Genomic DNA, 22,827 nt, shown 5'->3' with positions numbered 1-22,827 from the left:
GCGCGCATCTCGCTGCCCGTGGCCCCCAAGGGCGGCCCGAGCAGGCACGTTTCGTCTACGGCTACCGGCTGGGAGGCATAGTCCGGCAGCATTGGAGTCACCATGGAGATCCTCGTTGCTGTCATAGCCCTTGCCGGTGCGCTCCTGGCCGCGTTCGCGGCGGGCGCCCTGATCCAACGCCTGAGGGACGAGCCGGACGGGTGGTTGATCGCCTGGACCGTCGCGGTGACCGCGCTCGCGCTGTCACTGGGCGTGATCGCCATCGGCTCCTTCTTCGGGTTCGGCAGCGTCACGTTCCGGATCTACCAGGTGACGGGGTCGTTGCTGGCCCCGCTCTGGCTGGCCGTCGGCATGGTGCAGCTGCTGGCGGAGAAGGCGCCGCCGAGATTCCTGTCCTGGTTGTTCGGCATCGCGCTCACCGTCGTCTCCGTCGCGATCATGATCTTCGACCCGCTCCGCGTCGAGCAGATGGGCCAGGCGCTGCCGTCGGGCTCGGCCGCCTGGGCGATCATCCCCAACTATCTGCTGACCGGCGTGCACGCCATCGACGCGCTGGTGATGCTGGCGATGCTCGTGGTCGCCGGGCTCAGGTGGCGCGACGGCGACGAGTACGACACCGACAACCTGCACGCCTCGGCCGTCATCGTCCCGTCAGGGCTGGCGCTCGTGGGCGCGATGCGGTTCTCGGTGCCCGCGATCTTCACCACGGCGCTGCTCGCCGTCGCCGCGGCGGCCGTCTGGTACACCGTGCTGCGGCCCCTGGCGCCGTACGAGGACGACGAGGACGACTTCGCCCCCGAGCGCGACGAGCGCCCGCCGCGCGGTGACGATCGCTCTCAGCGCCGCGACGTACGGGCACAGCACCGCGAGGAGCGGCCGGCGCCCGCGGTCCCGCCGGGGGAGCGCCCGATGTTCCGCGACGAGCAGCCGGGCCACCGGGGCCGGCCGGAGAGCGTGCCCGCCGCCGACCCGCCGCGCAGATCGTCGGGGCTGGGCGATCTTGTGGCCGAATATCGCGCGGGCGACCAGGAGGTCGACTACGCCGCCCGCATGGCGCCGCCGCCCGACGCCGGGCCCTCGACCGGCTACATCATGAACGGCGCGCCGCCCGCCGGCGCGTCGTCCCAGCGGCCCGACTTCGCCATGCCGGGCACGGGGTCGGTCTTTCCCGGCGCCGACGTGTTCACCCCGGCGCAGCAGCAGGCCGGCGGCAAGCCCTCGCCCAACATCTACGGCCTGCTCACCGTCTTCACGATCATGGACGGCGCGGGCGACGCGTTCGACATGCTGGCCGAGGCCACGGTCGAGGCGGTGCGCCGCGGCGAGCCCGACACGCTCGTCTACGCCTGCCACGCGGTCAAGTCGGCGCCCCTGCAGCGCATCGTCTACGAGCTTTATCGCGACGAGATCGCCTACCGCGACCACCAGCGCCAGCCGCACGTCGAGAGGTTCATCAACGAGCGGCAGGCGATGGTGCTGGCCACCAACGTCATCGAGCTCAACGTCAACGCCGCCAAGGTGGTGCCGCTGCCGACGGTGATGTTCTAGGCGCTGAGCGCGGCGCGCAGGCGGGTCTCGTCGACCCGCCAGAAGTCGTGCTGCACGCCGTCGATCAGCGTGACCGGGATCATCTCCCAGTATTTCTCCTTGAGCTCCTCGGAGGAGTCGATGCTGACCTCCTCCCACGGCACGCCGAGCTCGTCGGCCACTCTGGCGATGACCTCGCGCGCGTCGTCACACAGGTGGCAGCCGGGCTTGCCGAGCAGGGTGATGCGATGCATGAGGCCAACGGTATGCGAGACGTCCGCCACTTCGCGCCCGCGACTTTGTGCATCGGTTCACAAAGGGATTAACCTGAAAGACGGTTCGATTCCGTTCACCGCGGTCCCCAAGCCGCCTGTTCCCTGGAGCTCCGGCACGTGAAGAGCCCGTCCCAACCCCGTGACCGCGGCATTCCCGAGGCGACGGTCGCCAGGCTTCCGTTGTACCTGCGGGCGCTGCACGGGATGGCCGAGCGGGGCGTCGCGACCGTCAGCTCCGAGGATCTGGCCGGGGCCGCCGGGGTCAACTCCGCGAAGCTCCGCAAGGATTTGTCACATCTCGGTTCGTACGGCACGCGTGGCGTAGGCTATGAAGTCGAATACCTCGTCTACCAGATCTCGCGCGAGCTCGGCCTGACGCAAGACTGGGCGGTCGCGATCGTGGGAGTCGGCAACCTCGGGCGTGCGCTGGCCAACTACGGCGGCTTCGTCTCCAGGGGCTTTCGGGTCGCGGCGCTCGTCGATGCCGACCCCGAAGTCGTGGGCGACACCATCGCGGGATTGAATGTGGAGCACATCGACGACCTGGAAGCCGTGATCGTTCAGCGTGGAGTCTCGATCGTGGTTCTGGCGACACCTGCGGTGGCGGCGCAGAAGGTGTGTGATCGCGTGACAGCCGTGGGAGTGACCAGCATCTTGAATTTTGCCCCAGTTGTGCTTTCGGTCCCGGACGGCGTCGATGTCCGTAAAGTCGACCTATCAATCGAACTGCAGATTCTCGCGTTCCACGAGCAACGCAAGGCTGGGGGGCCACTCATGGCGGTGGACAGTCAATGAGTGTTCTGGCTATCGGACTCAGCCACCGGACGGCGCCGGTGGCCCTGCTTGAGCGCGTCTCGGTGACGGGTGACGCCCTCGCCAAGCTCCTGCACGACGTGCAGGGCGACCCCTGCGTGGCGGAGGCCATGGTCATCTCGACCTGCAACCGGGTCGAGGTCTACGTCACGGTCGACCGCTTCCACGCCGCCGTCACCGCCGTCAGCCGCCTGCTGGGCGTGCACTCGGGCGTCCCCGTCGAGGAGCTCACGCCACACCTCTACGTGCACTACGAGGAGCGGGCCGTCGAGCACCTGTTCTCCGTGGTGTGCGGCCTCGACTCCATGGTCGTCGGCGAGGGTCAGATCCTCGGCCAGGTCCGCCGCTCCCTCAAGCTGGCACAGCGCCGCGGCACCGTCGGCGCGACCCTCAACGAGCTGGTCCAGCAGGCGCTGCGGGTGGGCAAGCGGGCCCACCACGAGACCGGCATCGACCAGGCCGGAGCCTCCCTCGTCACCGCGGGCCTCACGCTGGCCGGCGACCTGGCCGGGCGGCGGGCGCTGGTGGTCGGCGCGGGCTCCATGAGCTCGCTGGCCGCCGCCACGCTGGCGCGGGCCGGGGTCACCGACATCGTCGTGGCCAACCGCACGTACGACCGCGGCGCCCGGCTGGCCGAGTCGGTCGGCGGCCGGGCGGTCGAGTTCTCCGCCGTGGCCGACGAGCTGGCCGGCGCCGACCTCGTCATCACCTGCACAGGCGCGGGCCGCCACGTCATCACGCCCGGCATGCTGACCCGGCCCGTGTTCCTGCTCGACCTGGCGCTGCCGCACGACATCGACCCCTCCGTACGCGCCGTGCCCGGCGTCACGCTGGTCGACCTGGAGACGATCCAGGACTCCGGCGTCGGCGCGCGCGAGGGCGACGCGGTCGAGTCCGTACGCGCCATCGTCGCCGAAGAGCTGCGGGCCTACCTCGACGCCGAGCGGGCCTCCAGGGTCACGCCGACCGTGGTGGCGCTGCGCAGCAAGGCGGCCGGCGTCGTCGAGTCGGAGCTCGGCCGGCTCCTCATGCGGATGCCCGACCTGGACGAGCGGGCGCGCGACGAGGTCGCCATGACCGTGCAGCGGGTCGTCGACAAGCTGCTCCACGAGCCGACCGTGCGCGTCAAGCGGCTCGCCACCTGCCCGGGCGGCGATCATTACGCCGAAGCGCTGCGCGAGCTGTTCGGCCTGGATCCGACGATGCCCGAGGCAGTGAGGGAGGTGGAGCTGTGACCTCGCTTCCGCACGCGTTGCGGCTGGGCACCCGCCGCAGTCTCATGGCGACCACGCAGTCCCAGATGGTGGCCGACGCCTACATGGAGCGCACCGGCCGCGCGATCGAGCTGGTCGGCATCACGACCTTCGGCGACGTGACCAGGGCCCACCTCGCGCAGCTCGGCGGCACGGGCGTGTTCGTCAGCGCGCTGCGCGACAAGCTGATCGACGACGAGGTCGACTTCGCTGTCCACTCGCTGAAGGACCTGCCCACCACGCAGGACCCCCGCTTCACGCTGGCCGCGCTCCCCGCCCGCCACGACCACCGCGACGCGCTGGTCGGGCCGCGCAAGTTCGCCGATCTCGCCCCCGGAGCCAGGGTCGGCACCGGCTCCCCCCGCCGGGTCGCCATGCTGAGCGCCCTGCGGCCCGACCTCGAATACGTCCCGATCCGCGGCAACGCCGACACGCGCATCGGCAAGGTCACCTCCGGCGAGCTCGACGCCGTCGTGCTCGCCTCCGCCGGCCTGAACAGGATCGGCCGCGACGCGGAGGTCGCGCAGATCTTCGAGGTCGAGGAGCTGCTGCCCGCCCCCGGGCAGGGCGCGCTGGCGGTGGAGTGCCGCGCCGACCGCGCCGACCTGGTCGAATTCCTCGGCGTGCTCGACGACCCGCGCACCCGCTCCGCGGTGACGGCCGAGCGCGCCGTGCTGAACGCGCTCGAGGCCGGATGCTCCGCACCGGTGGGTGCGTTCGCGGCCGATGACGGGCACACTCTGAACCTGACCGCAGTGGTCGTCTCGCTCGACGGCCGCGAGGCGGTCCGCAAGTCCGCCGCCGGCTCACCTTCGGAGGCTGCTAACCTGGGCCGCCTCCTGGCGGCCGAGATGATCTCCGAAGGGGCCGACAGATTGATGGGGGAGCAGTCCCATTGAGCTCCGATAGTCCAACCTCCGGTCTCGTCGCTTTCGTGGGCGCGGGACCCGGCGATCCCAAGCTGCTCACGCTCCGCGCCGCCGAGTTGCTCGGTAAGGCCGGCGTGGTGGTGCTCGACACGGAAACGCACAGCCCGCTGCTGGGACACTGCCGCGAAGGCGTCGTGGTCGTCGAGGACGACCTCCAGTCCGCCGTCAAGCGCGCCGCGCGCGGGGAGGTCGTGGTCCGCCTGTGCGAGGGCGACCCGACGCTGTTCTCGTCGATCACCGAGGAGGTCGCGGCCTGCGCCGCGGCGGGGGTGGACTTCGAGATCGTGCCCGGCGTGCCGGCCGCGACCGCCGTGCTCGACTACGCCGGCATCCCGGCGGCTACCGAGGTTCCGGAGTTCAGGGTCGTCGACGCGGCCCAGGACCAGGACTGGGCCGTCCACGCCGCCTGCCGCGGCACGCTGGTCATCTACCACGGCATCGGCGATGCCGTGGCCATCGGCAAGGCGCTCATCGCCGGAGGCAAGCCCGACACCACCCCCGTCGCGGTGACCAGCGGCGGCACCACCACCGAGCAGTACACCGTGGTGTCCTCGCTCGGCCGGCTCCAGGCCGACCTCAAGCACGCCGGGTTCACCGAGCCGGCCCTCATCGTGGTCGGCGACGCCGTGGAGTCGCGCGACAGGCTGTCGTGGTTCGAGACCAAGCCGCTGTTCGGATGGCGGGTGCTGGTGCCGCGTACGAAGGAGCAGTCCCGCAGCCTGTCGGAGCAGCTCATCTCGTACGGCGCGGTGCCCGAGGAGGTGCCGACCATCTCGGTCGAGCCGCCCCGCACCCCGCAGCAGATGGACCGCGCCATCAAGGGCCTGGTCACCGGGCGCTACGAATGGGTGGCCTTCACCAGCGCCAACGCGGTCAAGGCCGTGCGCGAGAAGTTCGAGGAATACGGCCTCGACGCGCGCGCGTTCGCCGGGCTCAAGGTGGCCGCGGTGGGCGACGCGACCGCGCGGGCCCTGGTCGAGTTCGGGGTCAAGCCCGACCTGCTGCCGTCGGGCGAGCAGTCGTCCGAGGGGCTGGTGGCCGAGTGGCCGCCCTACGACTCGATGCTCGACCCGATCAACCGCGTGCTGCTGCCGAGGGCCGACATCTCCACCGACACGCTCGTGGCCGGGCTCACCGAGCTGGGCTGGGAGTGCGACGACGTCACCGCCTACCGCACCGTGCGGGCCGCGCCGCCGCCCGCGCCCATCCGCGAGGCCATCAAGGGCGGCGGCTTCGACGCCGTGCTCTTCACGTCGTCGTCCACCGTGCGCAACCTCGTGGGCATCGCGGGCAAGCCGCACAACGTCACCGTGATCGCGGTCATCGGGCCGCAGACGGCCAAGACCGCCGAGGAGTTCGGGCTCCGCGTCGACGTCATGGCCGGAAAACCGTCCGCGTCCGCCTTGGCCACCGCGTTGGCCGAGTTCGGAGCCAAGCAGCGCCAGGCGGCCGTGGCCGCCGGCGACACCCCGCGCCGGCCCTCGCAGAACCGCCGCGGCGCCAGGAGGAGGGCCAGATGAGCGCGCGATTCCCCGTCGCCCGTCCCCGCAGGCTGCGCAGGAGCCCCGCCCTGCGCCGCATGGTGGCCGGCACCAGGCTGCATCCCGCCGACCTGATCCTGCCCGCGTTCGTCAAGGAGGGCATCGCCGAGCCCCAGCCCGTGGCCTCGATGCCGGGCGTGGTCCAGCACACCCGTGACTCGTTGCGCAAGGCCGCCCACGAGGCCGCGCAGGCGGGTGTGGGCGGGCTGATCCTGTTCGGCATCCCGGCCGTGAAAGACGCGCGCGGCTCGGCCGCCGACGACCCCGACGGCATCCTTCAGGTCGCGCTGCGCGAGGTGAACGCCGAGGTCGGCGACGCCGTCGTGGTGATGGCCGACACGTGTCTCGACGAGTTCACCGACCACGGGCACTGCGGCATCCTCACCTCCTCGGGCGACGTCGACAACGACGCCACCCTGGAGCGGTACGCCTCGATCGCGGTCGCCCAGGCGGCGGCCGGGTCGCAGATGGTGGCGCCGAGCGGGATGATGGACGGCCAGGTGGGGGCGATCCGGGCGGCGCTCGACGGCGCCGGCCACGGCGACGTCCCTATCCTGGCCTACACCGCGAAATACGCCTCGGCCTTCTTCGGGCCGTTCCGCGAGGCCGCCGAGTGCGCGCCGCAGTTCGGCGACCGCAGCACCCACCAGCAGGATCCCGCGGGCCCGCTGGAGGAGGCGCTGCGCGAGCTCCGCCTCGACCTCGCCGAGGGCGCCGACGCGGTCATGGTCAAGCCGGCCATGGCCTACCTCGACGTCATCACCCGCTTCCGCGACGAGGCCGACGTGCCCGTGGCGGCCTACCAGGTGAGCGGCGAATACGCCATGATCGAGGCTGCCGCGGGCAACGGCTGGGTCGACCGCGACCGGACGATCATGGAGTCCCTGGTCGCGATCAAGCGTGCGGGGGCCGACCTGATCCTCACCTACTGGGCGACCGAAGTGGCGCGGCGGCTCTAACCGAGGGGTTCCCGTCAACGCGTGAGGCGCGTGCGTTAGAGTGCGAGCAGACGAGAAAGCTGTTACACGGCTGCCGTTACGGCCTCGACCTGGCACGCACATGAGCAGGTTCTCGTCAGGCAACCAAGTGCCGGTGTGTCCCGCGTGTGCGTACGGCCCGGAGCCGGGACCTCCTCAGGCGCTGGACTCGACGGGAGACACCAATGGTGGGGGTACCACTGGCTCGGCGTACCAGAAAACGTTCGCGGCCTACACGCATCGATCTCGTGCTCGAATACGCCGCGATGGGCTGGCCCGCGGTGCCAGGGGCGTTCCCGCTGCGACAGGGGCCGCGCGCCTGTTCGTGTGACCGCCTCGGCTGTCCCGACCCCGGCGCCCATCCGCTGTCGCCCGCCTGGCACCTGCAGGCCACGACCGACCCGGCGCTGCTCACGCGCTGGTGGCAGGCCGAGCCGGAAGCCAACGTGATTCTTCCCACCGGCCGCGTGTTCGACGTCTTCGACGTGCCGCTCGCGATCGGACTCTCCGCACTCACCCGCATCGACAACGCCGGAGCGCACTCAGGCCCGGTCGCCGCCAAAGGCGACCGGGTCTTGTTTTACGTGGCGACACGGGGCAACCCGGAGGACGAGGACGAGTGGTGGTCGTGCCACCTCGACTGTGACCCCGCCACGATCGACGACACGCCTGGGCTGCGCTGGCACTGCCGTGACAGCTATGTCGTCGCGCCGCCCTCCACCCTGCCGGCCGGCCAGCCGGTCTCCTGGCTGCGGCCGCCCGACGGCCTGCCCCTGCCCGACCCGCTGCGCATCCTGGAGTGGCTGGCCGACTGAGGTCATGACCGGCGGATGTCGCGCTGGTCGACCTCGGTCACGACCTGCGCCACCGTGGCGAAGTCGTCGTCGACGTGCAGCACCGTGAGCCCATGGTGCACGGCGGTGGCGCACACCAGCAGATCGATGGGTCCGGCCGAGCGGTGCTGGCCTTTCTGGGTGAGTTTGTACTGTGCGTTCTCCACCCAACGCCAGGCGGTCTTCGGGACTGGCGCGAACTCGCAGAGCGTGTTGAGCTCCTCTTCCAGGTGGTCTCTATGGGCGGGGCCGGTGGCCGAATAGAGGAACTCCGTCCTGGTGGGCTCGCAGATCCGGAGCGGTTGCGTGGTGATCCGGTCGGCCCACCCCTCCAGCACATCGGTGTTCCGCAGGAGATGCCACAGTGCCGACGTGTCGACGAGGTAGGACATCAGGTGATGGCCCTTTTCCAAGCCGCTTTCGCCGCGCGGCGGGCCTGCGCCGCCTCGTCGAACTCGCCACGCTCTGCCCGGGCGGCCAGCTTCTCCAGGGCCTCGATCCGCCTTACCCGGGCGACGTACTCACGGAGGGCGACGTTCACGGTCTCCTTTTTGGTCGTCGTTCCCATCATGCGCATGGCCTCTTTGAGGGCGTCGTCATCGACGTCGATCTGTGTTACGGCCACGAATCCTCCCGATGTTGATGACCCTTATAGATAGCATACATCGCCACCATGGCGAGGTCGTCCCGCGACGAAGGGCGAGGGGGCCCGCGGCTAACCTGGGTCGGGTGAGCCGTACACAGAACTCCGAGGACCTGTTCGCCCGCGCCCGCCGGCTCGTGCCCGGGGGTGTCAACTCTCCGGTGCGCGCGTTCGGCGCGGTGGGCGGCACGCCCCGCTTCATGGCCTCGGCGCAGGGCCCCTACCTCACCGACGTCGACGGCAACCGCTACGTAGACCTGGTCTGTTCCTGGGGCCCGATGATCCTCGGCCACCGCCATCCCGCGGTCGTCGAGGCCGTGTCCGAGGCGGCCGCCCACGGCTTCTCCTACGGCACCGCCACGCCCGGCGAGGTCGAGCTGGCCGAGGAGATCGTCGGCAGGATGGCGCCCGTCGAGAAGGTGCGCCTGGTCAGCTCCGGCACCGAGGCGACGATGAGCGCCGTGCGGCTGGCGCGCGGCTTCACCGGGCGGTCCAAGGTGATCAAGTTCGCCGGGTGTTACCACGGGCACGTCGACGCGCTGCTGGCCGCGGCCGGGTCGGGGGTGGCGACGTTCGGGCTGCCGGACACGCCGGGCGTGACGGGGGCGGCGGCGGCCGACACGATCGTGCTGCCGTACAACTCGGTCGAGGCGATAGAGCAGGCGTTCGCCGCCGGCGACGTCGCGTGCGTGATCACCGAGGCGTGCCCGGCGAACATGGGGGTGGTCCCGCCGCGCGACGGCTTCAACGCGCGGCTGCGCGAGTTGTGCACGGCCCACGGCGCGCTGCTCGTCGTCGACGAGGTGCTGACGGGCTTCAGGGTCTCGCGCTCCGGCTGGTACGGCCTCGACCCGGTCGACGCCGACCTGATGACGTTCGGCAAGGTCATGGGCGGCGGGCTGCCGGCGGCGGCGTTCGGCGGCCGGGCCGACGTCATGGCCCACCTGGCTCCTGAGGGCCCCGTCTACCAGGCGGGCACGCTGTCCGGCAATCCGCTGGCCTGCGCGGCGGGGCTGGCCACGCTCCGGGCGCTCGACGACGACGCCTACGCGCGCGTGGACGCCGCGGCGTCCCAGGTGGGCGGCGCGGCCTCGGAGGCGCTCGCCGCGGCGGGGGTGCCGCACCGGCTGCAGCGGGCGGGCAGCCTGTTCTCGATCTTCTTCACGGAGTCGGAGGTCACGAACTTCGAGGAGGCGAGGACACAGGACACCGCCGCGTTCACCGCGTTCTTCCATGCGATGCTGGAGCAGGGCGTCTACCTGCCGCCGTCGGCGTACGAAGCGTGGTTCCTGTCGGCCTCGCACGACGACGAGGCACTCAACCGCGTCGCCGACGCGCTCCCGGCGGCGGCGAAGGCGGCCGCGGCCGCGGCCTAGGCCGGCCGCGCGAGGGTGCTCTCCAGGCGCTCGGGGCTCCGCCGGACGCGGCGGGGCCTGCTGCCGGAGTAGAGCACGCCCGCGATGATGAGCGCCGCCGCCAGCACCGTGGGCCACGACAGCGGCTCGCCGGTCACCAGCGCCGCCGACGACATGCCGAACACCGGCACGAGCAGCGCGTACGGCCCCACGGTGGAGGCGTCGTAGCGGCGAAGCAGGAATCCCCAGGCGCCGAAGCCGCCCAGCGTGGAGACGAACGCCACGTACGCGAGGGACAACCAGCCCTCGAGCGGCGCGTCCAGCGTCGGCGCGCCCTCCAGCAGGAAGGACATGAGCAGGAGCGGCGGCGTCGACAGGGCGCTGACCCAGACCATGAAGCGCAGCGAGTCGGGGGGCGCGGCCCTGCGCTGGATGATGATGCCGACGCTCCAGGCGGCCGCGGCGGCCACGCAGAGCGCGAAGGCTCCGATCGGGCCCGACACGCCGAAGTCGAAGGCGACCAGGACGAGCCCGCAGAACGCGACGGCCAGCCCCGTGAGGCGGCGCGCGGTGAGCCGCTCACCGAGCAGCGTCGCCGCGAACAGCACGGTGAACAGTGCCTGCGTCTGCAGGACGAGCGAGCTCAGCCCGGCCGGCATGCCGGCCCGCATGCCGACGAGCAGCAGGCCGAACTGGCCCACGCCGATGGCCGCGGCCACCCCGGCCACCCAGCGCCATGCGACCCCCGGCCGCCCCACGAACAGCAGGGCGGGGAACGCCGCCAGGGCGAACCTGAGGCCGGAGTACTGCAGGGGTGCGAAGTGTCGAAGGCCGGTCTGCATGACGACGAAGTTGAAGCCCCAGACGGCGGCTATAACGACGGCGAGGGCGAGGTGCCGGGGGCTCATTCAGCGAGCGGGCTTCTGGTAGCGGATGCGCTGCTCGCGGGCCTGCTCGGCGAGGACCTTGAGGTACGAGACGGTGTCGGGGCGCTGCCTCTTCAGCTTGATGATTCTCATGCATCTATTTTCATCTGCTACACAATCAACCACAAGCGAGACTTTCTACGCTAAACCATTTAGACTGGCTTACATGTTGGACTTGAACCGGCTCAAGGCTCTTCACGCTGTGCACGTCTACGGGTCGGTCGGCGCCGCCGCCGACGCGCTGATGGTGACCCCGTCGGCGGTGTCCCAGCAGATCGCCAAGCTGGAACGGGAGACCGGCGCCAAGCTCATGGAGCGCAATGGCCGCGGCGTACGGCTGACCGACGCGGCCGGCCTGCTCGCCGAGCACGCCGAGCGCATCCTCGCCCTGGTCGAGACCGCGGAGGCCGACTTCGAGGCGCTGCGCGGCGAGGTCGTCGGCCGGCTCAACGCCGCCGCCTTCCCCACCGCCTCGCGCGGCCTCATGCCCGCCGCCCTCGTCGCGCTCAGGGGACGCCACCCCGACCTGTGGGTGCAGCTGCACGAGCGCGAGCCCGAGCGCGTCGTGCGCGACGTGGCCAGGGGCGAGCTCGACCTGGGCGTGATCCAGGACTGGCTCAACAGGCCCATGGCCATCCCCGACGGCCTGTCCAGGGCCACGCTGCTCGACGACATCGCCGACGTCGCGATCCCCGCCGACCACCCGCTGGCAGGCAGGAAGGAGGTGGAGCTGGCCCAGCTGCACGGCGAGCGGTGGATCAGCGGCTCGCCCGGCACCGTCTGCCACGACTGGCTGGTCTTCACGTTGCGCAGCGCCTCGATCGAGCCGGTGATCGCCTGCATGGCCGAGGAATATCCGACCCAGCTCGCGCTCGTGGCCGCCGGGCTGGGCTGCGCGATCGTGCCCCGGCTCGGCCGGGACTGCGTGCCCGACGGCGTGAGTCTTGTTCCCCTCAGGCCGCGCCAGTCACGCCGCATCTACGCGATCTGGCGCTCCGACGCCGCCCGCCGCCCCGCGATCAGGGCCATGGTCGAGGCGCTCGCCGAGGCCAGCAGGACGCAGGAGAACGCCTGGGCGGTCAGCTGAGCGTGACGGCCACGATGCCGCCGACGATCACGCCCGCCGCCAGCAGCCTGCGCCGCAGGTCGCCCTCGGCCAGCAGCCGCCCGCCGAGCAGGACCCCGATCAGCACGCTGACCTCCCGGGCCGGCGCCACCACGCTCACCGGCGCCATCGTGAAGGCGAACAACACCAGCACGTACGAAACGAAGATCAGCACAGCCGTCCCCACGATCCGGAACCGGTGCTCGCGCCACACGGGCAGCACCAGCTTGCGCCGCGTGCCCAGCACGACGGGCGCGAGCACGAGAGCACGGGCGGCCTCGCCGAGGTAGTTGAGCATGAGCGGCGCCACCGCGAACGCGGTCACCACCTGCGAGTCCCACACCGTGTAACCGGCGATGAACACCCCCGTGGCCAGCCCGGGCGCCACCGCCTTGAGCCCGGCACTCGCGTTGCCGCCGCTGAGCATGAACACGCCGATCCCGACCAGCACGATCCCCGCCACACCGGCCGGCGACGGCCGCTCGCCGAGGAACAGCACGGCGAAGAGGCTGGCCAGCATCGGCCCGGTGCCGCGCGCGACCGGATAGACGACCGACAGGTCCGCGGTGCCGTACCCCCGCTGGAGCAGCACGAAGTAGCCGAGGTGCAGGGCCATGCTGCCGCTGATCACGGCGAGGTCCTGCCAGGTAGGAAGGTCGGCCGTGACGATCAGGTATCCGGCGAACAGCGGCGCCCACACGACCGCGGCCGCGACGGCGACGAGCCAGACGAAGACGAGGCCGTCGGCCTGGGAGGCCTTCTTGCTCAGGATGTTCCACGAGGCGTGGGCGACGGCGGCGACCAGAATGAGGAGGAGTGCCCATGGACTCAACGCGGCGCCTCCCCTCAGGGCGCGACTTTACCGTCGCGTGAACGCCGGCTGACGCGGGCCCCAAGGGCTCGGCGCGTGGCTCGGCGCGACCGAGCGGATAGGCTGTGCCACACCATGGCTGAAATGACCGTCGTCCACCTTCTGCGTCACGGTGAGGTGCACAACCCCAAAGGCATCCTCTACGGCAGGCTGCCCGGCTACCACCTGTCGGAGACCGGCCGGCTCATGGCCGAGACGGTCGCCAAGGCGGTCGGCGGCCGTGACATCGTCGCCGTCTACAGCTCGCCGCTCGAGCGGGCGATGGAGACGGCGACGCCGCTCGCCGACAAGCTGGGCCTCGAGATCACGCAGGACGTCCGGCTGATCGAGGCCGGCAACCTGCTGGAGGGCCGCATCTCGGGGCCCGGCCTGGCGCTGCTGCGCAACCCGCGCAACTACCGCTATTTCTGGAATCCGCTCCGCCCGTCATGGGGCGAGTCCTATCCGGCCATCGTCCAGCGCATGCGCTCGATGATCGACGACGCCAGGGCGGCGGCGCGCGGGCACGAGACGGTGCTCGTCAGCCACCAACTCCCCATCTGGGCGATCAGGATGGCCGCCGAGCGGCGCAGGCTCTGGCACGATCCCCGGCGCAGGCAGTGCGCGCTGGCCAGCCTCACCACATTCACGTTCGACGGAGATCGTCTGGTCAGCGTGGGCTACAGCGAGCCGGCCGGCTCGCTCGATCCCGGCCCTTCCGTCCCCGGAGCCTGAGGCGCTCCCCGATGTACGGGGTGGGCGGCGCCGCCGGTAGAGTTGCAAGCTCTACCGGTTGTAGTACAAGGAGATCTTCCTCCGTGCGCACCAAGTCCATCCTTCTCGTTCTCCTGGCTGCGACGGTCGCCGGCTGCGCGGGCAATCAGAGCGGCCAGCCGCAGGCGGGTGACACCCGTTTCGTCGCGGGCGACGGGAAGATGCAGGTGTTCGAGGCGGGCGAGCGCAAGCCGGCGCCCGCGATCGAGGGCCCCACGCTCGACGGGGGCACCGCATCGCTCGCCGCGCATAAGGGCAAGGTCGTGGTGCTCAACTTCTGGGCCTCGTGGTGCGGCCCGTGCCGGGCCGAAGCGCCCGTGCTCAAGGAGGTCGCCGCCAAGACCAAGGACAGCGGGGTCGAGTTCCTCGGCGTCGACTTCAAGGACCGCCAGGCCGACGCGCTGGCCTTCGAGCGCACCGAGAAGACCGGCTACCCCCACATCTTCGACCAGCCCGGCAAGGTCGCGCTGGCCTTCCAGGGCACGGTGCCGCCGGCCGCCATCCCGTCCACGCTGATCATCGACGAGCAGGGCCGGATCGCGGCCAGGGCGCTGGGCGCGGTGAAGTACACCGACCTGCTCAACGCGGTGACCAAGGTGCGCGATGAATGACGTCGTCGCCTCGGGCTCGCTGCTGCTCGCGGTGCCGATCGCGGTGCTCGCCGGGGTGGTGTCGTTCCTGTCGCCGTGCGTGCTGCCGCTGGTGCCCGGCTACCTGTCCTACGTGACCGGCATGAGCGCCGACCCCAGGCGCGGGCGGCTGGTGCTCGGCACGGTCCTGTTCGTGGCCGGGTTCGGGCTGGTCTTCGTGCTCAGCGGGGCGCTGTTCGGCGGGCTCGGGTCGGTCATGCTCGGCAACGCCGAGATCATCACACGGGTGCTCGGCGTGCTCACCATCCTGCTGGGACTCGCGTTCCTGGGCGTCGTGCCCGGCCTGATGCGCGACGTGCGCATCCACCGGGTGCCGTCCGCGGGGCTGGCGGGCGCGCCGCTGCTCGGGGTGGTGTTCGGGCTAGGGTGGACCCCGTGCATCGGGCCCACGCTGGCCGTCGTGCTGGCGCTCGGGCTCAACGAGGGCAGCGCCGGGCGTGGGGCGCTGCTCGCGGTCGCGTACGCGCTCGGGCTCGGGCTGCCCTTCGTGGGGGCGGCGCTCGCCTACAGCAAGGCCCTGCGTACGTTCCGGGCCATCCGCAAACACTCGCGCCTGATCACCAGGGTCGGCGGCGGCATGATGGTGGCCGTCGGCGTGCTGCTCGTGACCGGGCTCTGGGGAGAGATGATCGCGGCCATGCAGGGTCTGATCGGCGCCTTCGAGCCGGTGATCTGATGAGCGTCCAGGAGCTGGAGAAGCCGCGCTCGCCCAGGCCGGCCGGGTTCGGGCCGGTGGGCTGGCTGCGCTGGGGATGGCGCACCCTCACCTCGATGCGTACGGCGCTGATCCTGCTGTTCCTGCTGGCCCTCGGCAGCGTGCCCGGCTCGGTGGTGCCGCAGCGCGGCGTCGAGCCCGGCAAGGTGGCCACGCTCTACGAGCAGAACCCGGCCCTCGCCGAGTGGTACGACAGGTTCCAGCTCTTCGAGGTGTTCTCCTCGACCTGGTTCGCCGCCGTCTACCTGCTGCTGTTCACCTCGCTCATCGGCTGCATCGTCCCGCGCACCACGACCTACCTGCGCGAGTTGCGCCGCAAGCCGCCCGCCGCGCCGAAACGGCCGTCCAGGCTGCCGCACTCCGCCACGTTCGACGGCGACCTCACGGTCGAGCAGGCCGCCCGGCGGCTGCGCAAGATGCGTTTCCGGGTCGCCACCGGCGACGGCTGGGTGTCGGCGGAGAAGGGCTACCTGCGCGAGACGGGCAACCTGTTCTTCCACGTCGCCCTGCTCGGCATCCTGATCGCGATCGGCGCCGGCTCGCTCTTCGGCTACCGGGGCAACGTCCTGGTCGTCGAGGGCGACGGGTTCGCCAACACGGTGGCCGCCTACGACCGGTTCATGCCCGGCAGCCAGGTGTCGGCCGAGTCGCTGGAGCCGTTCTCCTTCGAGCTGGCCGACCTCAAGGTCTCCTACCAGGTCACGGGCGAGAGGAAGGGCCAGGTGCTCGACTACGCGGCCCGCCTGAAGGTCAACGACTCGCCCGAGGCACCCGCCCGCGACTACGAGCTCAAGGTCAACGAGCCCCTCGACGTCGGCGGCACCCAGACCTATCTGATCGGCAACGGCTACGCCCCCATCTTCAGGGTGACCGACGGCAAGGGCCAGGTGGCCTTCGAAGGGCCCGTCCCGTGCCTCATCGAGGACAAGGCCACGATGACCTCGGGATGCGTGGTCAAGGCGCCCGACGCGCAGCCGGAGCAGCTGGGCTTCCTGCTGCGCTTCCTGCCCACGAGCGTGCCGCTGACCGACGGCAGCCACGTCTCCGCCTTCCCCGGCGAGCTCAACCCCGAGGTGCAGGTGCTCGGAGCCTTCTCCGGTGACCTGGGCGTGCGCTCGGGCCGGCCGCAGTCGGTCTACGAGCTGGCGCCGCCCGAGGTGATGAAGAAGCTCAACCCGCTGCTCATGGCCTCCGACACGCCCAGGCCGCTGGCCGTGGGCCAGTCGGTCGACCTGCCGGGTGGCGTGGGCACGATCGAGTTCACCGGGGTCAAGGAGTGGATCACGCTCCAGACGACCTACGACCCCGGCCGCATTCCCGCGCTGGTGGCGGGCGGCACCGCCGTCGTCGCCATCGCCCTGTCGCTGATGATCAGGCGGCGCAGGGTGTTCGTCAGGATCGAGGGCGGCAAGGTCGAGGTGGGCGGCCTCACCCGCACAGAGGGTTCCGCGGCGGGCTTCACCGAGGAGTTCGCCGACATCGTCAAGGATCTATCAGCAGGAGAAAAGGATGTCCGCTGAGCAACTCGCCGAGCTGAGCGACCTTTTCGTCGTCGCCGCCGTCCTGCTCTACGTCGTCGCGATGATCGGGTTCGCGATCGAGCTCGCCTTCGGCCGGGCCCGTCCCGGTGCGGCCGCGCGGTCCGCGGCCGGCCCGCTCGCCGCCAGGAAGCCGGTCACGGTCGGCGCCACAGCTGGTGACGGGGCCATTGACGGGGCGCCGGGCCGCGACGCGGTCACGGGGCTCCCGGGTGACCACGTGGACGCGGGCGACGACGCGACGGCGCCCGGAGGAGACGTCGCCGCGACGGCTCGGGACGGCGGCGCGCCGCAGTCGAGAACCGCGGTCAGGGCCGGTACGGCCGCCCTGGCGCTCGCGTGGCTCGGCTGGGCCGCGAACCTCGGCGCCATCGCCACCCGCGGCCTGGCCGCCGACCGGTGGCCCTGGGGCAACATGTACGAGTTCGTGGTGGCCATCTGCTTCGCCGCCGTGACCGCGTTCCTGCTCACCCAGGTGCGCACCAACGTGCGCTTCCTCGGCTCCTTCGTCATGGTCACCGCTGCGCTCGGTCTCGGCCTCGCGGTGAAGACCTTCTACACCACGGCGGGGCCGGTGGTGCCGGCGCTCGACTCGTACTGGATCGCCATCCACGTCTCCGCCGCGATCATCGCCAGCGGCCTGTTCACGATCGCGGGGGTGTCAGGCGTGCTCTACCTCCTGCGCGGCGACGGGCTCTCGCGGCTGCCGGCCCGCGCCGACCTGGAGCGGGTGGCGCACCGGGCGATCGTGCTCGCCTTCCCGGTGTGGACGTTCGCCGTCATCGCGGGCGCTCTCTGGGCCGACCGCGCGTGGGGCCGCTACTGGGGCTGGGACCCCAAGGAGGTGTGGTCGTTCATCACGTGGATCGGCTACGCCGCCTACCTGCATGCCAGGGTGACGGCCGGCTGGCGCGGGAGGTCGGCGACGATCGTGCAGTTGGTGGCGTACGGTTGCCTCCTGTTCAACCTGGTCGGGGTCAACATCTTCTTCGAGGGCCTGCACAGCTACGCCGACGTGGACTAGCTGACGTCGTCACCGCGCATGCGGCGGTCGAGATCACGGAGGAAGTCGGGGTCGTCGTCCGGTCCCTTCGGCGTGCCGGGGCCCGGGGGGACGGGCCATGCCGCCCGTGGGGCCCGCGGGCGGCCACGGGCCATCCACACCAGGCCGCCGAGCAGCGGGATCAGCACGACTATCAGGATCCAGAGCGCTTTTGGTACGTTCCTAACTTCGTCTTCCGGCGTGGTCACCACGTCGAAGAGGGAGAAGAGCCAGAAGGCGAGCAGCCCAAGGCCGATAAGAACACCTGCCATGCCCGAACTGTAAGCCATCCTCAGCGTGATCGTGCCGCTTGATGTCCCATTTCGGGTGACTAGGAGAAGATCGACGTCGTACGGTGGAACCCGATGTGCCGGTCTGCATGGGCTTCACGGCGTTGAGGGGTGCGATGGCCTTTTCTCACGACAAGGGCCGGCATCGACGCGGACGTTGGTGGCGGCGCGGTTCCTACCTCTTCTCCCGGCGCGGCGAGGCGCCACCCGACTCCGAGCGCTCGTTCTGGTCCAACGCCCGTGAAAGGCGCAGGGAGGCCCGCGCGGCGGCCAGAGACAAGGGCACGGACCGCCGGCGTCCGGCGGGCAGCGGCAAGCTCAGCGGCCGCCAGGAGCGGTCGGCCTGGCCCGGCGCGGGCCAGCCGGAACGCAGGCACTGGCCCGGGGGCGATCAGCCGGACCGCAGGCACTGGCCGGGGGCCGACCAGCCGGAGCGCGGCGCCTGGCCGATCGCCGGGCAGCCGGAGCGGGGATGGCCGGGCGGTGACAGTGCGGAGCGCGGGGCCCGGCCTGAAGGGGAGGCGGGGACGCCGCCGGGCCGTCGCGAGCGCCAGGTGACGTGGGACGCCTTCACGGTGCGCGAGCGCCGCGCGCGGCTGCCGGCCGCCGTGGCCGAGCGCCCCCGCTACACCTGGTACGACTTCGAGCTCAACGAGGAGCCGCCCAGGGCGCAGCCGAACCGGCCTGACGTGCCCTCGATGGGCGACGGTTTACGCCACTGCGGCAGGCTGGAGCAGATCCTGCACCGGCAGTGGGACGTCCGGAGAGGGCCGCCGTCCCCCGAGGTCGTCCACGCGGTGGAGAGCCTGGCCCGGCTGCCCGACGGGCTCAAGGACAAGCTCGCGGCCGGCCTCGAAGGCATCTACGTCGGCCCCGGAGGCGTGCCCGACCTCGACGACATGGGCTACTTACGCGGCGCCCCCTTACCGTCGGGCCGCGCGACCTGGGACATCTGCGCGGGTGCGTACGGGGACCGCAAGATCGTGGTGGGCGACCGTCCCTCGCCCACTCCTGACGTGATGATGCACGAGGTCGGCCACGCCATCGACGACGTCGATTCGGCGCACGGCGAGTGGGTATCGGACTCGCCCGAGTTCGTGCGGCTCTACGAGACGGCCATGCCGGTGCTGGCCTCGACGTTCCACCGCCAGGGAGGCGGGCTGGGACGCAAGGAGTTCTTCGCCGACGCCTTCGCCGCCATCGCCTCCCGCCAGCGTCCCGCCCTGGTGGACATGCTCGGAGGCGACACGCGGATGGCGCTCGACGTCATGCTGTTCTTCAACCGGCGCTACGGAATCTAGGTGGTCCACCATGTACGTCATCCGGCTCGCGGACGGGACGCTACGCGTGCCGCAGAGCCTGACCAGCGAAGACGGTCGGCTGATCGGCAACGCGTACGTGGAGCTCCAGCCCGATGATCCCGATTACGAGACGTTCCTGCCCGAGGCGCTGACGGAGGAGGAGGCAGCCGAGCGCCGCCGGCGCTGGGAAGAGGAGAACGACGATCTGGAACGCGAGTTCCTGGCCTTCAAGGCCGAGCAGGAAGGTGCCTGAGGGGGAACGGACGGACAGGCGCCAGCCACGGTCGGCGGATGGCGCCGCCCCGTGCTCACCGTACGGAAGTGTGGCCGGGAAGCACGCAACAAGTCGATCCCGTCCGCGGTGATCCTGGCGGACAGGATCACCGACTGGACGGAACGTCAGACGCGCGGGGACTCACCTGCCGGCCTGTCGGCCGTGAGAACGTCCTCGCCTCGGAGAAGGGCGTGGACTTCCGACTCGCGGAAGCGCCGGTGCCCTCCGGGGGTGCGGATACTGCTGATGCGGCCTGCCGCAGCCCAGCGCGTAACCGTCTTTGGGTCTACCCGGAAGAGGGCGGCAACCTCTCCTGGGGTCAGCAGACGCTCGCTGCTACTCTCCACCAATCTCTCCCCCTCGCATCCCGCTTCCTGCCAGCGGGCGGACAGGTAACCAGTGTGTCGAGCGAAGCCTGATTTATCCGTGGTTTTCTACAAAGATCACGGGTTGTTATCAGCTGACTGCCCGATTGTTATATGATAGAGCCTCTTTGGGGCTCTCGTGGGTGTTTCTTTACGAAACTCCCTGACTGGGACAGTAGCAGTGCTCGCGTCTGATGCGAAGAGCGACCGCGACACGGGTCCGAGTAACCTCGAACCCGTGCGTCCCGTTCTCGTTTACACCGCGTCGCGGATCGGCCTGTTTCTGGTGACCCTGAGTGTGCTGTGGCTGCTCGGACTGACTAACCCGCTGGTGCTGATCGTCTGCTCATTCTTGATCAGCGGCATAGCCAGCTACGTCCTGCTGTCCAGACAGCGTGATGCCCTGAGTGCGCGCATCAGCGACAAGGTCGACCGGCCGAAGCCGCACGACGACTAGGGCAGGGGGAACATGCCAATCCGGGCATGGTACTCCCGTCCGAGTCTCGTCGTGTCGCTACCGACAAGTAGTCCGGTGGGATGCGCGTAAAACGCCTTCACGCCGATCCCGCGCTCGCGCGTCGGATTCCAACTCAGGGCCTTTCCCGTGCGCGGATGAATGGCGCCGATGCCGGGCCGTGACACCGCTCCAGGGCCGGCGGAGTCGCGGCCCCGCGGATTGTCCAGCCAGCGCAGGTGCCCGCCCACATAGACCGCCGCCCCCGTCACCGAGACCGCGTAGAGCGAATCGCCCCCCGTGCTGTTGACCCAGGTCGGCTTGATGCGCGAGCCCTTGGCGTAGGTCTCGAACCTGGCGGTCGTGTCGCACATGCCGGCCCTCGGGCCTCCCGTGGTGACCACCGCGAAATAGCGGCCGTCGGGGGAGAAGTCGAGGCCGCGCACGTACGACGGGAACGCGGCCATGCACTTGCGCGCGTACACGTCGGTCCGCCACGGAGCGACCCTGGCCACGCGCCCGCTGACGTCGATCAGCCCGAGCTGCGGCCTGGACGCGCCGTCGAGCGTGGTGAACGTGCCGTCCACGGCGAGCCTGTCGCGCGAGACGGCCAGCGCGTAGACCTTCACCTGCCTGGTCAGCGGCTTGCCCGGCGTGATGGCGAAGTCGGGGTCGGCCGCGCCGGTGACCGCGTCGAGCCTGGCCAGCGCGGTGCGCGGGCTGATGAAGTCGCCGCCGACGTACAGCTTGGAGCCCTGCCGGGCCAGCGTGGTCACCGTGCCGCCGCCGATGCGCGGTGCGAAGCCGGGCACCAGCGCGCCGTCGGAGAGGCGCAGCTTGGCCAGCGCCCTGGACGGCTCGTTGTTGACGCCGTAGAACTGGCCGCCGACGTAGACGGTGCCGCGCTCGCCCGCGGCCAGGCCGTGGACGGCGCCGGGGACGACGGGCGCGAAGTCCTCCAGGATCCGGCCGGTGGCCAGGTCGTAGGCGAACACGTTGGAGCGCGGATAGGTGGTGGTGCGGGCGGCGTCGGCGACCTCGCTGAACGCACCGCCGACCACGACGGTGCGACCCACGACGGCGATGGCGTTGACGATGCCGTCGAGCACGTGGGGAGTGCTGTCGATCGGGTCGGCCAGCACGACGCGAGGATGCGCGGTGGGGGCCGAGGCGATGATCGCCGCAAGGGCGAGACGGGCAAGCATTCGCCAATTTCTAGCAGACGTTGCGTAATGAGGTGGATACTTTCCGTTGAATGTTCCGGTGGCCATATGGTGTGGGCATGACGCGCGCTCAGTTGGACAAACAGCCGGACGAGGTCGCCGCGATGTTCGATCGCACCGCCCGGCGTTACGATTTCGTCAACGATGTGGTCTCCCTCGGGCAGGTCAGGCTCTGGCGCAGGGCGGCGGCCGCCGCGGTCGACGCGGGGCCCGGGGAGATCGTCCTTGACCTGGGGGCCGGCACGGGCACCTCCACCGACGCGTTCACCTCGCTGGGCGCGCGGGCGATCGCCTCCGACTTCTCGCTCGGCATGCTCCGCACCGGCGTGCGCCGCCACGGCGGCAACGCGTTGACGGGGCAGGGGGTGCCGTTCGTCGCGGGTGACGCGCTGCGGTTGCCGTTCGCCGACGACTCCTTCGACGCGGTGACGATCTCGGTGGCGCTGCGCAACGTGCACGACACCACGCGGGCGCTGAAGGAGATGCTGCGGGTGACGAGGCCGGGCGGGCGCCTGGTGATCCTCGAGTTCTCGCACGTCACGTTCGCCCCGTTCAACCTGGTCTACCGCGAATATCTGATGAAGTTGCTGCCCAAGGTGGCCAAGGTGTTCGGGTCCAATGACGACTCCTACGAATATCTGGCGGAGTCGATCCGCGACTGGCCCGACCAGCCGACGCTGGCACGCATGATCCAGGACGCCGGCTGGGAACGCGTGGCATGGCGCGACCTCTCGATGGGGATCGTCGCCATGCACAGGGGATTCAAGCCCGCCTGAGCTCGATGGTGATGAGGTGCGGGCACAGGCCCTGGAACCGGTGCCTGAGCACCAGTCGCGATCTCGGCTCGCCACCGCTCAGACCAGGCCCGCGGCGGCCCCGGGGTCGTGCGCCACGGGGATCTGCGGATGGTTCCCGAACCTCCTGGGCGGCGGCTCTGAGACCGCCCGGACGTCGCTCCGGCGGTCCGGGTCGCCCTCCTTGGCGGCGGCCTCCATCATCTCCTTCTTGCGCGCGTTGAAGCGGGGATCGCGATAGTGGCGCGCGCCCCATCGCCTCTGGTCGATCTCCCAGCCGTTGTCTCTCGCGAACTCGTTGGGCCCGCGCCAGATCCACCTGTTCACGGCGGCGGTTAATTGTGCCCAGCTACCCTTGCGTTGTCTGCTCCCGCGTGTAC

Annotated in this window: 27 protein-coding genes; 18 read left to right on the top strand and 9 right to left on the bottom strand. The window is 70.7% G+C overall.

Features of this window, described 5'->3' with window-relative positions; all coding sequences use genetic code 11:
• Positions 1-102 precede the first annotated feature (102 nt).
• A complete protein-coding gene (locus tag ACTWPV_RS39575) occupies positions 103-1,548 on the top strand; it encodes a putative quinol monooxygenase (protein WP_347648336.1) in 1,446 nt (481 codons plus the stop codon).
• Here the strand turns inward: ACTWPV_RS39575 and ACTWPV_RS39570 are convergent.
• Positions 1,545-1,781, bottom strand: a complete 237-nt coding sequence (locus tag ACTWPV_RS39570; protein WP_347648337.1) for a glutaredoxin family protein — start codon at positions 1,779-1,781, stop codon at positions 1,545-1,547. The genes ACTWPV_RS39575 and ACTWPV_RS39570 overlap by 4 nt on opposite strands.
• Before the next feature lie 138 nt (positions 1,782-1,919).
• On the opposite strand from ACTWPV_RS39570, the gene ACTWPV_RS39565 reads away from it, so the two are divergent.
• The 6 genes from ACTWPV_RS39565 (at position 1,920) to ACTWPV_RS39540 (ending at position 8,130) form a co-directional block, all read left to right on the top strand.
• Positions 1,920-2,597 carry a redox-sensing transcriptional repressor Rex gene (locus ACTWPV_RS39565; protein ID WP_347648338.1) on the top strand — a complete coding sequence of 226 codons (678 nt, stop codon included), beginning with the start codon at positions 1,920-1,922 and terminating at the stop codon, positions 2,595-2,597.
• Positions 2,594-3,850 (top strand): glutamyl-tRNA reductase, encoded by a 1,257-nt coding sequence (locus ACTWPV_RS39560; protein WP_443155702.1) that lies wholly within the window; start codon positions 2,594-2,596, stop codon positions 3,848-3,850. Before ACTWPV_RS39565 ends, ACTWPV_RS39560 begins: the two co-directional genes overlap by 4 nt.
• Entirely contained in the window at positions 3,847-4,767 is a 921-nt protein-coding gene (gene hemC, locus ACTWPV_RS39555; RefSeq protein WP_347648340.1) for a hydroxymethylbilane synthase, read from the top strand. Before ACTWPV_RS39560 ends, hemC begins: the two co-directional genes overlap by 4 nt.
• A gap of 35 nt (positions 4,768-4,802) precedes the next feature.
• A complete protein-coding gene (locus ACTWPV_RS39550) occupies positions 4,803-6,317 on the top strand; it encodes a uroporphyrinogen-III synthase (protein WP_443155701.1) in 1,515 nt (504 codons plus the stop codon).
• Positions 6,314-7,297, top strand: a complete 984-nt coding sequence (hemB, locus tag ACTWPV_RS39545) for a porphobilinogen synthase (protein WP_443155700.1) — start codon at positions 6,314-6,316, stop codon at positions 7,295-7,297. The genes ACTWPV_RS39550 and hemB overlap by 4 nt, the downstream gene beginning before the upstream one ends.
• A 203-nt stretch (positions 7,298-7,500) precedes the next feature.
• Positions 7,501-8,130 (top strand): bifunctional DNA primase/polymerase, encoded by a 630-nt coding sequence (locus tag ACTWPV_RS39540; RefSeq protein ID WP_347648343.1) that lies wholly within the window; start codon positions 7,501-7,503, stop codon positions 8,128-8,130.
• Positions 8,131-8,132: 2 nt separating this feature from the next.
• Here the strand turns inward: ACTWPV_RS39540 and ACTWPV_RS39535 are convergent, their stop codons facing one another.
• Positions 8,133-8,540, bottom strand: coding sequence for a PIN domain nuclease (locus ACTWPV_RS39535; RefSeq protein ID WP_443155699.1), 408 nt, complete (start codon positions 8,538-8,540; stop codon positions 8,133-8,135).
• A complete protein-coding gene (locus tag ACTWPV_RS39530; RefSeq protein ID WP_347648345.1) occupies positions 8,540-8,773 on the bottom strand; it encodes a type II toxin-antitoxin system VapB family antitoxin in 234 nt (77 codons plus the stop codon). Before ACTWPV_RS39530 ends, ACTWPV_RS39535 begins: the two co-directional genes overlap by 1 nt.
• A gap of 104 nt (positions 8,774-8,877) precedes the next feature.
• Here ACTWPV_RS39530 and hemL point away from each other — a divergent pair, with 104 nt between their 5' ends.
• Positions 8,878-10,167, top strand: a complete 1,290-nt coding sequence (hemL, locus tag ACTWPV_RS39525) for a glutamate-1-semialdehyde 2,1-aminomutase (protein WP_443155698.1) — start codon at positions 8,878-8,880, stop codon at positions 10,165-10,167.
• Here hemL and ACTWPV_RS39520 read toward each other — a convergent pair.
• Positions 10,164-11,054, bottom strand: a complete 891-nt coding sequence (locus ACTWPV_RS39520; protein ID WP_443155697.1) for an EamA family transporter — start codon at positions 11,052-11,054, stop codon at positions 10,164-10,166. The two genes, hemL and ACTWPV_RS39520, sit on opposite strands and share 4 nt — an antisense overlap.
• A 184-nt stretch (positions 11,055-11,238) precedes the next feature.
• On the opposite strand from ACTWPV_RS39520, the gene ACTWPV_RS39515 reads away from it, so the two are divergent.
• Positions 11,239-12,159 carry a LysR family transcriptional regulator gene (locus ACTWPV_RS39515; protein ID WP_347648348.1) on the top strand — a complete coding sequence of 307 codons (921 nt, stop codon included), beginning with the start codon at positions 11,239-11,241 and terminating at the stop codon, positions 12,157-12,159.
• On the opposite strand, the gene ACTWPV_RS39510 is transcribed toward ACTWPV_RS39515, so the two are convergent.
• Positions 12,152-13,009, bottom strand: a complete 858-nt coding sequence (locus tag ACTWPV_RS39510) for an EamA family transporter (protein WP_443155696.1) — start codon at positions 13,007-13,009, stop codon at positions 12,152-12,154. The genes ACTWPV_RS39515 and ACTWPV_RS39510 overlap by 8 nt on opposite strands.
• Positions 13,010-13,123: 114 nt before the next feature.
• Here ACTWPV_RS39510 and ACTWPV_RS39505 point away from each other — a divergent pair, with 114 nt between their 5' ends.
• The 5 genes from ACTWPV_RS39505 to ccsA all read left to right on the top strand — a co-directional run bounded on the left by ACTWPV_RS39505 (position 13,124) and on the right by ccsA (position 17,728).
• Positions 13,124-13,762 (top strand): histidine phosphatase family protein, encoded by a 639-nt coding sequence (locus ACTWPV_RS39505; protein WP_347648350.1) that lies wholly within the window; start codon positions 13,124-13,126, stop codon positions 13,760-13,762.
• 83 nt (positions 13,763-13,845) lie between these two features.
• A complete protein-coding gene (locus ACTWPV_RS39500; RefSeq protein WP_347776444.1) occupies positions 13,846-14,412 on the top strand; it encodes a TlpA family protein disulfide reductase in 567 nt (188 codons plus the stop codon).
• Positions 14,405-15,127 carry a cytochrome c biogenesis CcdA family protein gene (locus ACTWPV_RS39495; RefSeq protein WP_443155695.1) on the top strand — a complete coding sequence of 241 codons (723 nt, stop codon included), beginning with the start codon at positions 14,405-14,407 and terminating at the stop codon, positions 15,125-15,127. Before ACTWPV_RS39500 ends, ACTWPV_RS39495 begins: the two co-directional genes overlap by 8 nt.
• Positions 15,127-16,686 (top strand): cytochrome c biogenesis protein ResB, encoded by a 1,560-nt coding sequence (gene resB, locus ACTWPV_RS39490; RefSeq protein WP_443155694.1) that lies wholly within the window; start codon positions 15,127-15,129, stop codon positions 16,684-16,686. The genes ACTWPV_RS39495 and resB overlap by 1 nt, the downstream gene beginning before the upstream one ends.
• Positions 16,676-17,728: a cytochrome c biogenesis protein CcsA gene (gene ccsA, locus ACTWPV_RS39485; protein ID WP_443155693.1), complete on the top strand. Its 1,053-nt coding sequence runs from the start codon at positions 16,676-16,678 to the stop codon at positions 17,726-17,728. The genes resB and ccsA overlap by 11 nt, the downstream gene beginning before the upstream one ends.
• On the opposite strand, the gene ACTWPV_RS39480 is transcribed toward ccsA, so the two are convergent.
• Complete coding sequence (locus tag ACTWPV_RS39480; protein WP_132592429.1) at positions 17,725-18,018, bottom strand: PLD nuclease N-terminal domain-containing protein; 294 nt, start codon at positions 18,016-18,018, stop codon at positions 17,725-17,727. The genes ccsA and ACTWPV_RS39480 overlap by 4 nt on opposite strands.
• A 134-nt stretch (positions 18,019-18,152) precedes the next feature.
• Here ACTWPV_RS39480 and ACTWPV_RS39475 point away from each other — a divergent pair, with 134 nt between their 5' ends.
• Entirely contained in the window at positions 18,153-19,337 is a 1,185-nt protein-coding gene (locus tag ACTWPV_RS39475; protein ID WP_443155692.1) for a hypothetical protein, read from the top strand.
• Positions 19,338-19,347: 10 nt separating this feature from the next.
• Positions 19,348-19,590, top strand: a complete 243-nt coding sequence (locus ACTWPV_RS39470) for a hypothetical protein (protein WP_347648356.1) — start codon at positions 19,348-19,350, stop codon at positions 19,588-19,590.
• A 146-nt stretch (positions 19,591-19,736) separates the two neighbouring features.
• Here the strand turns inward: ACTWPV_RS39470 and ACTWPV_RS39465 are convergent, their stop codons facing one another.
• Positions 19,737-19,958 (bottom strand): BldC family transcriptional regulator, encoded by a 222-nt coding sequence (locus ACTWPV_RS39465; protein WP_026214226.1) that lies wholly within the window; start codon positions 19,956-19,958, stop codon positions 19,737-19,739.
• A 256-nt stretch (positions 19,959-20,214) separates the two neighbouring features.
• Between ACTWPV_RS39465 and ACTWPV_RS39460 the strand changes: the two genes are divergently transcribed.
• On the top strand, positions 20,215-20,433 hold the full coding sequence (locus ACTWPV_RS39460) for a DUF4229 domain-containing protein (RefSeq protein WP_347648357.1): 219 nt from the start codon (positions 20,215-20,217) through the stop codon (positions 20,431-20,433).
• Here ACTWPV_RS39460 and ACTWPV_RS39455 read toward each other — a convergent pair.
• Positions 20,430-21,635, bottom strand: a complete 1,206-nt coding sequence (locus ACTWPV_RS39455) for a hypothetical protein (protein WP_347648358.1) — start codon at positions 21,633-21,635, stop codon at positions 20,430-20,432. The genes ACTWPV_RS39460 and ACTWPV_RS39455 overlap by 4 nt on opposite strands.
• Positions 21,636-21,712: 77 nt before the next feature.
• Between ACTWPV_RS39455 and ACTWPV_RS39450 the strand changes: the two genes are divergently transcribed.
• Complete coding sequence (locus ACTWPV_RS39450) at positions 21,713-22,429, top strand: demethylmenaquinone methyltransferase (protein ID WP_443155691.1); 717 nt, start codon at positions 21,713-21,715, stop codon at positions 22,427-22,429.
• A 78-nt stretch (positions 22,430-22,507) separates the two neighbouring features.
• Here ACTWPV_RS39450 and ACTWPV_RS39445 read toward each other — a convergent pair whose 3' ends face one another.
• Positions 22,508-22,774, bottom strand: coding sequence for a hypothetical protein (locus ACTWPV_RS39445; protein ID WP_443155690.1), 267 nt, complete (start codon positions 22,772-22,774; stop codon positions 22,508-22,510).
• Positions 22,775-22,827 lie beyond the last annotated feature (53 nt).

This window comes from Nonomuraea sp. KM88 (assembly GCF_052245635.1).
Lineage (GTDB): Bacteria > Actinomycetota > Actinomycetes > Streptosporangiales > Streptosporangiaceae > Nonomuraea.
The sequence above is the reverse complement of the archived record's forward strand: the minus strand, read 5'-3'. Positions and strand labels throughout refer to the sequence as shown.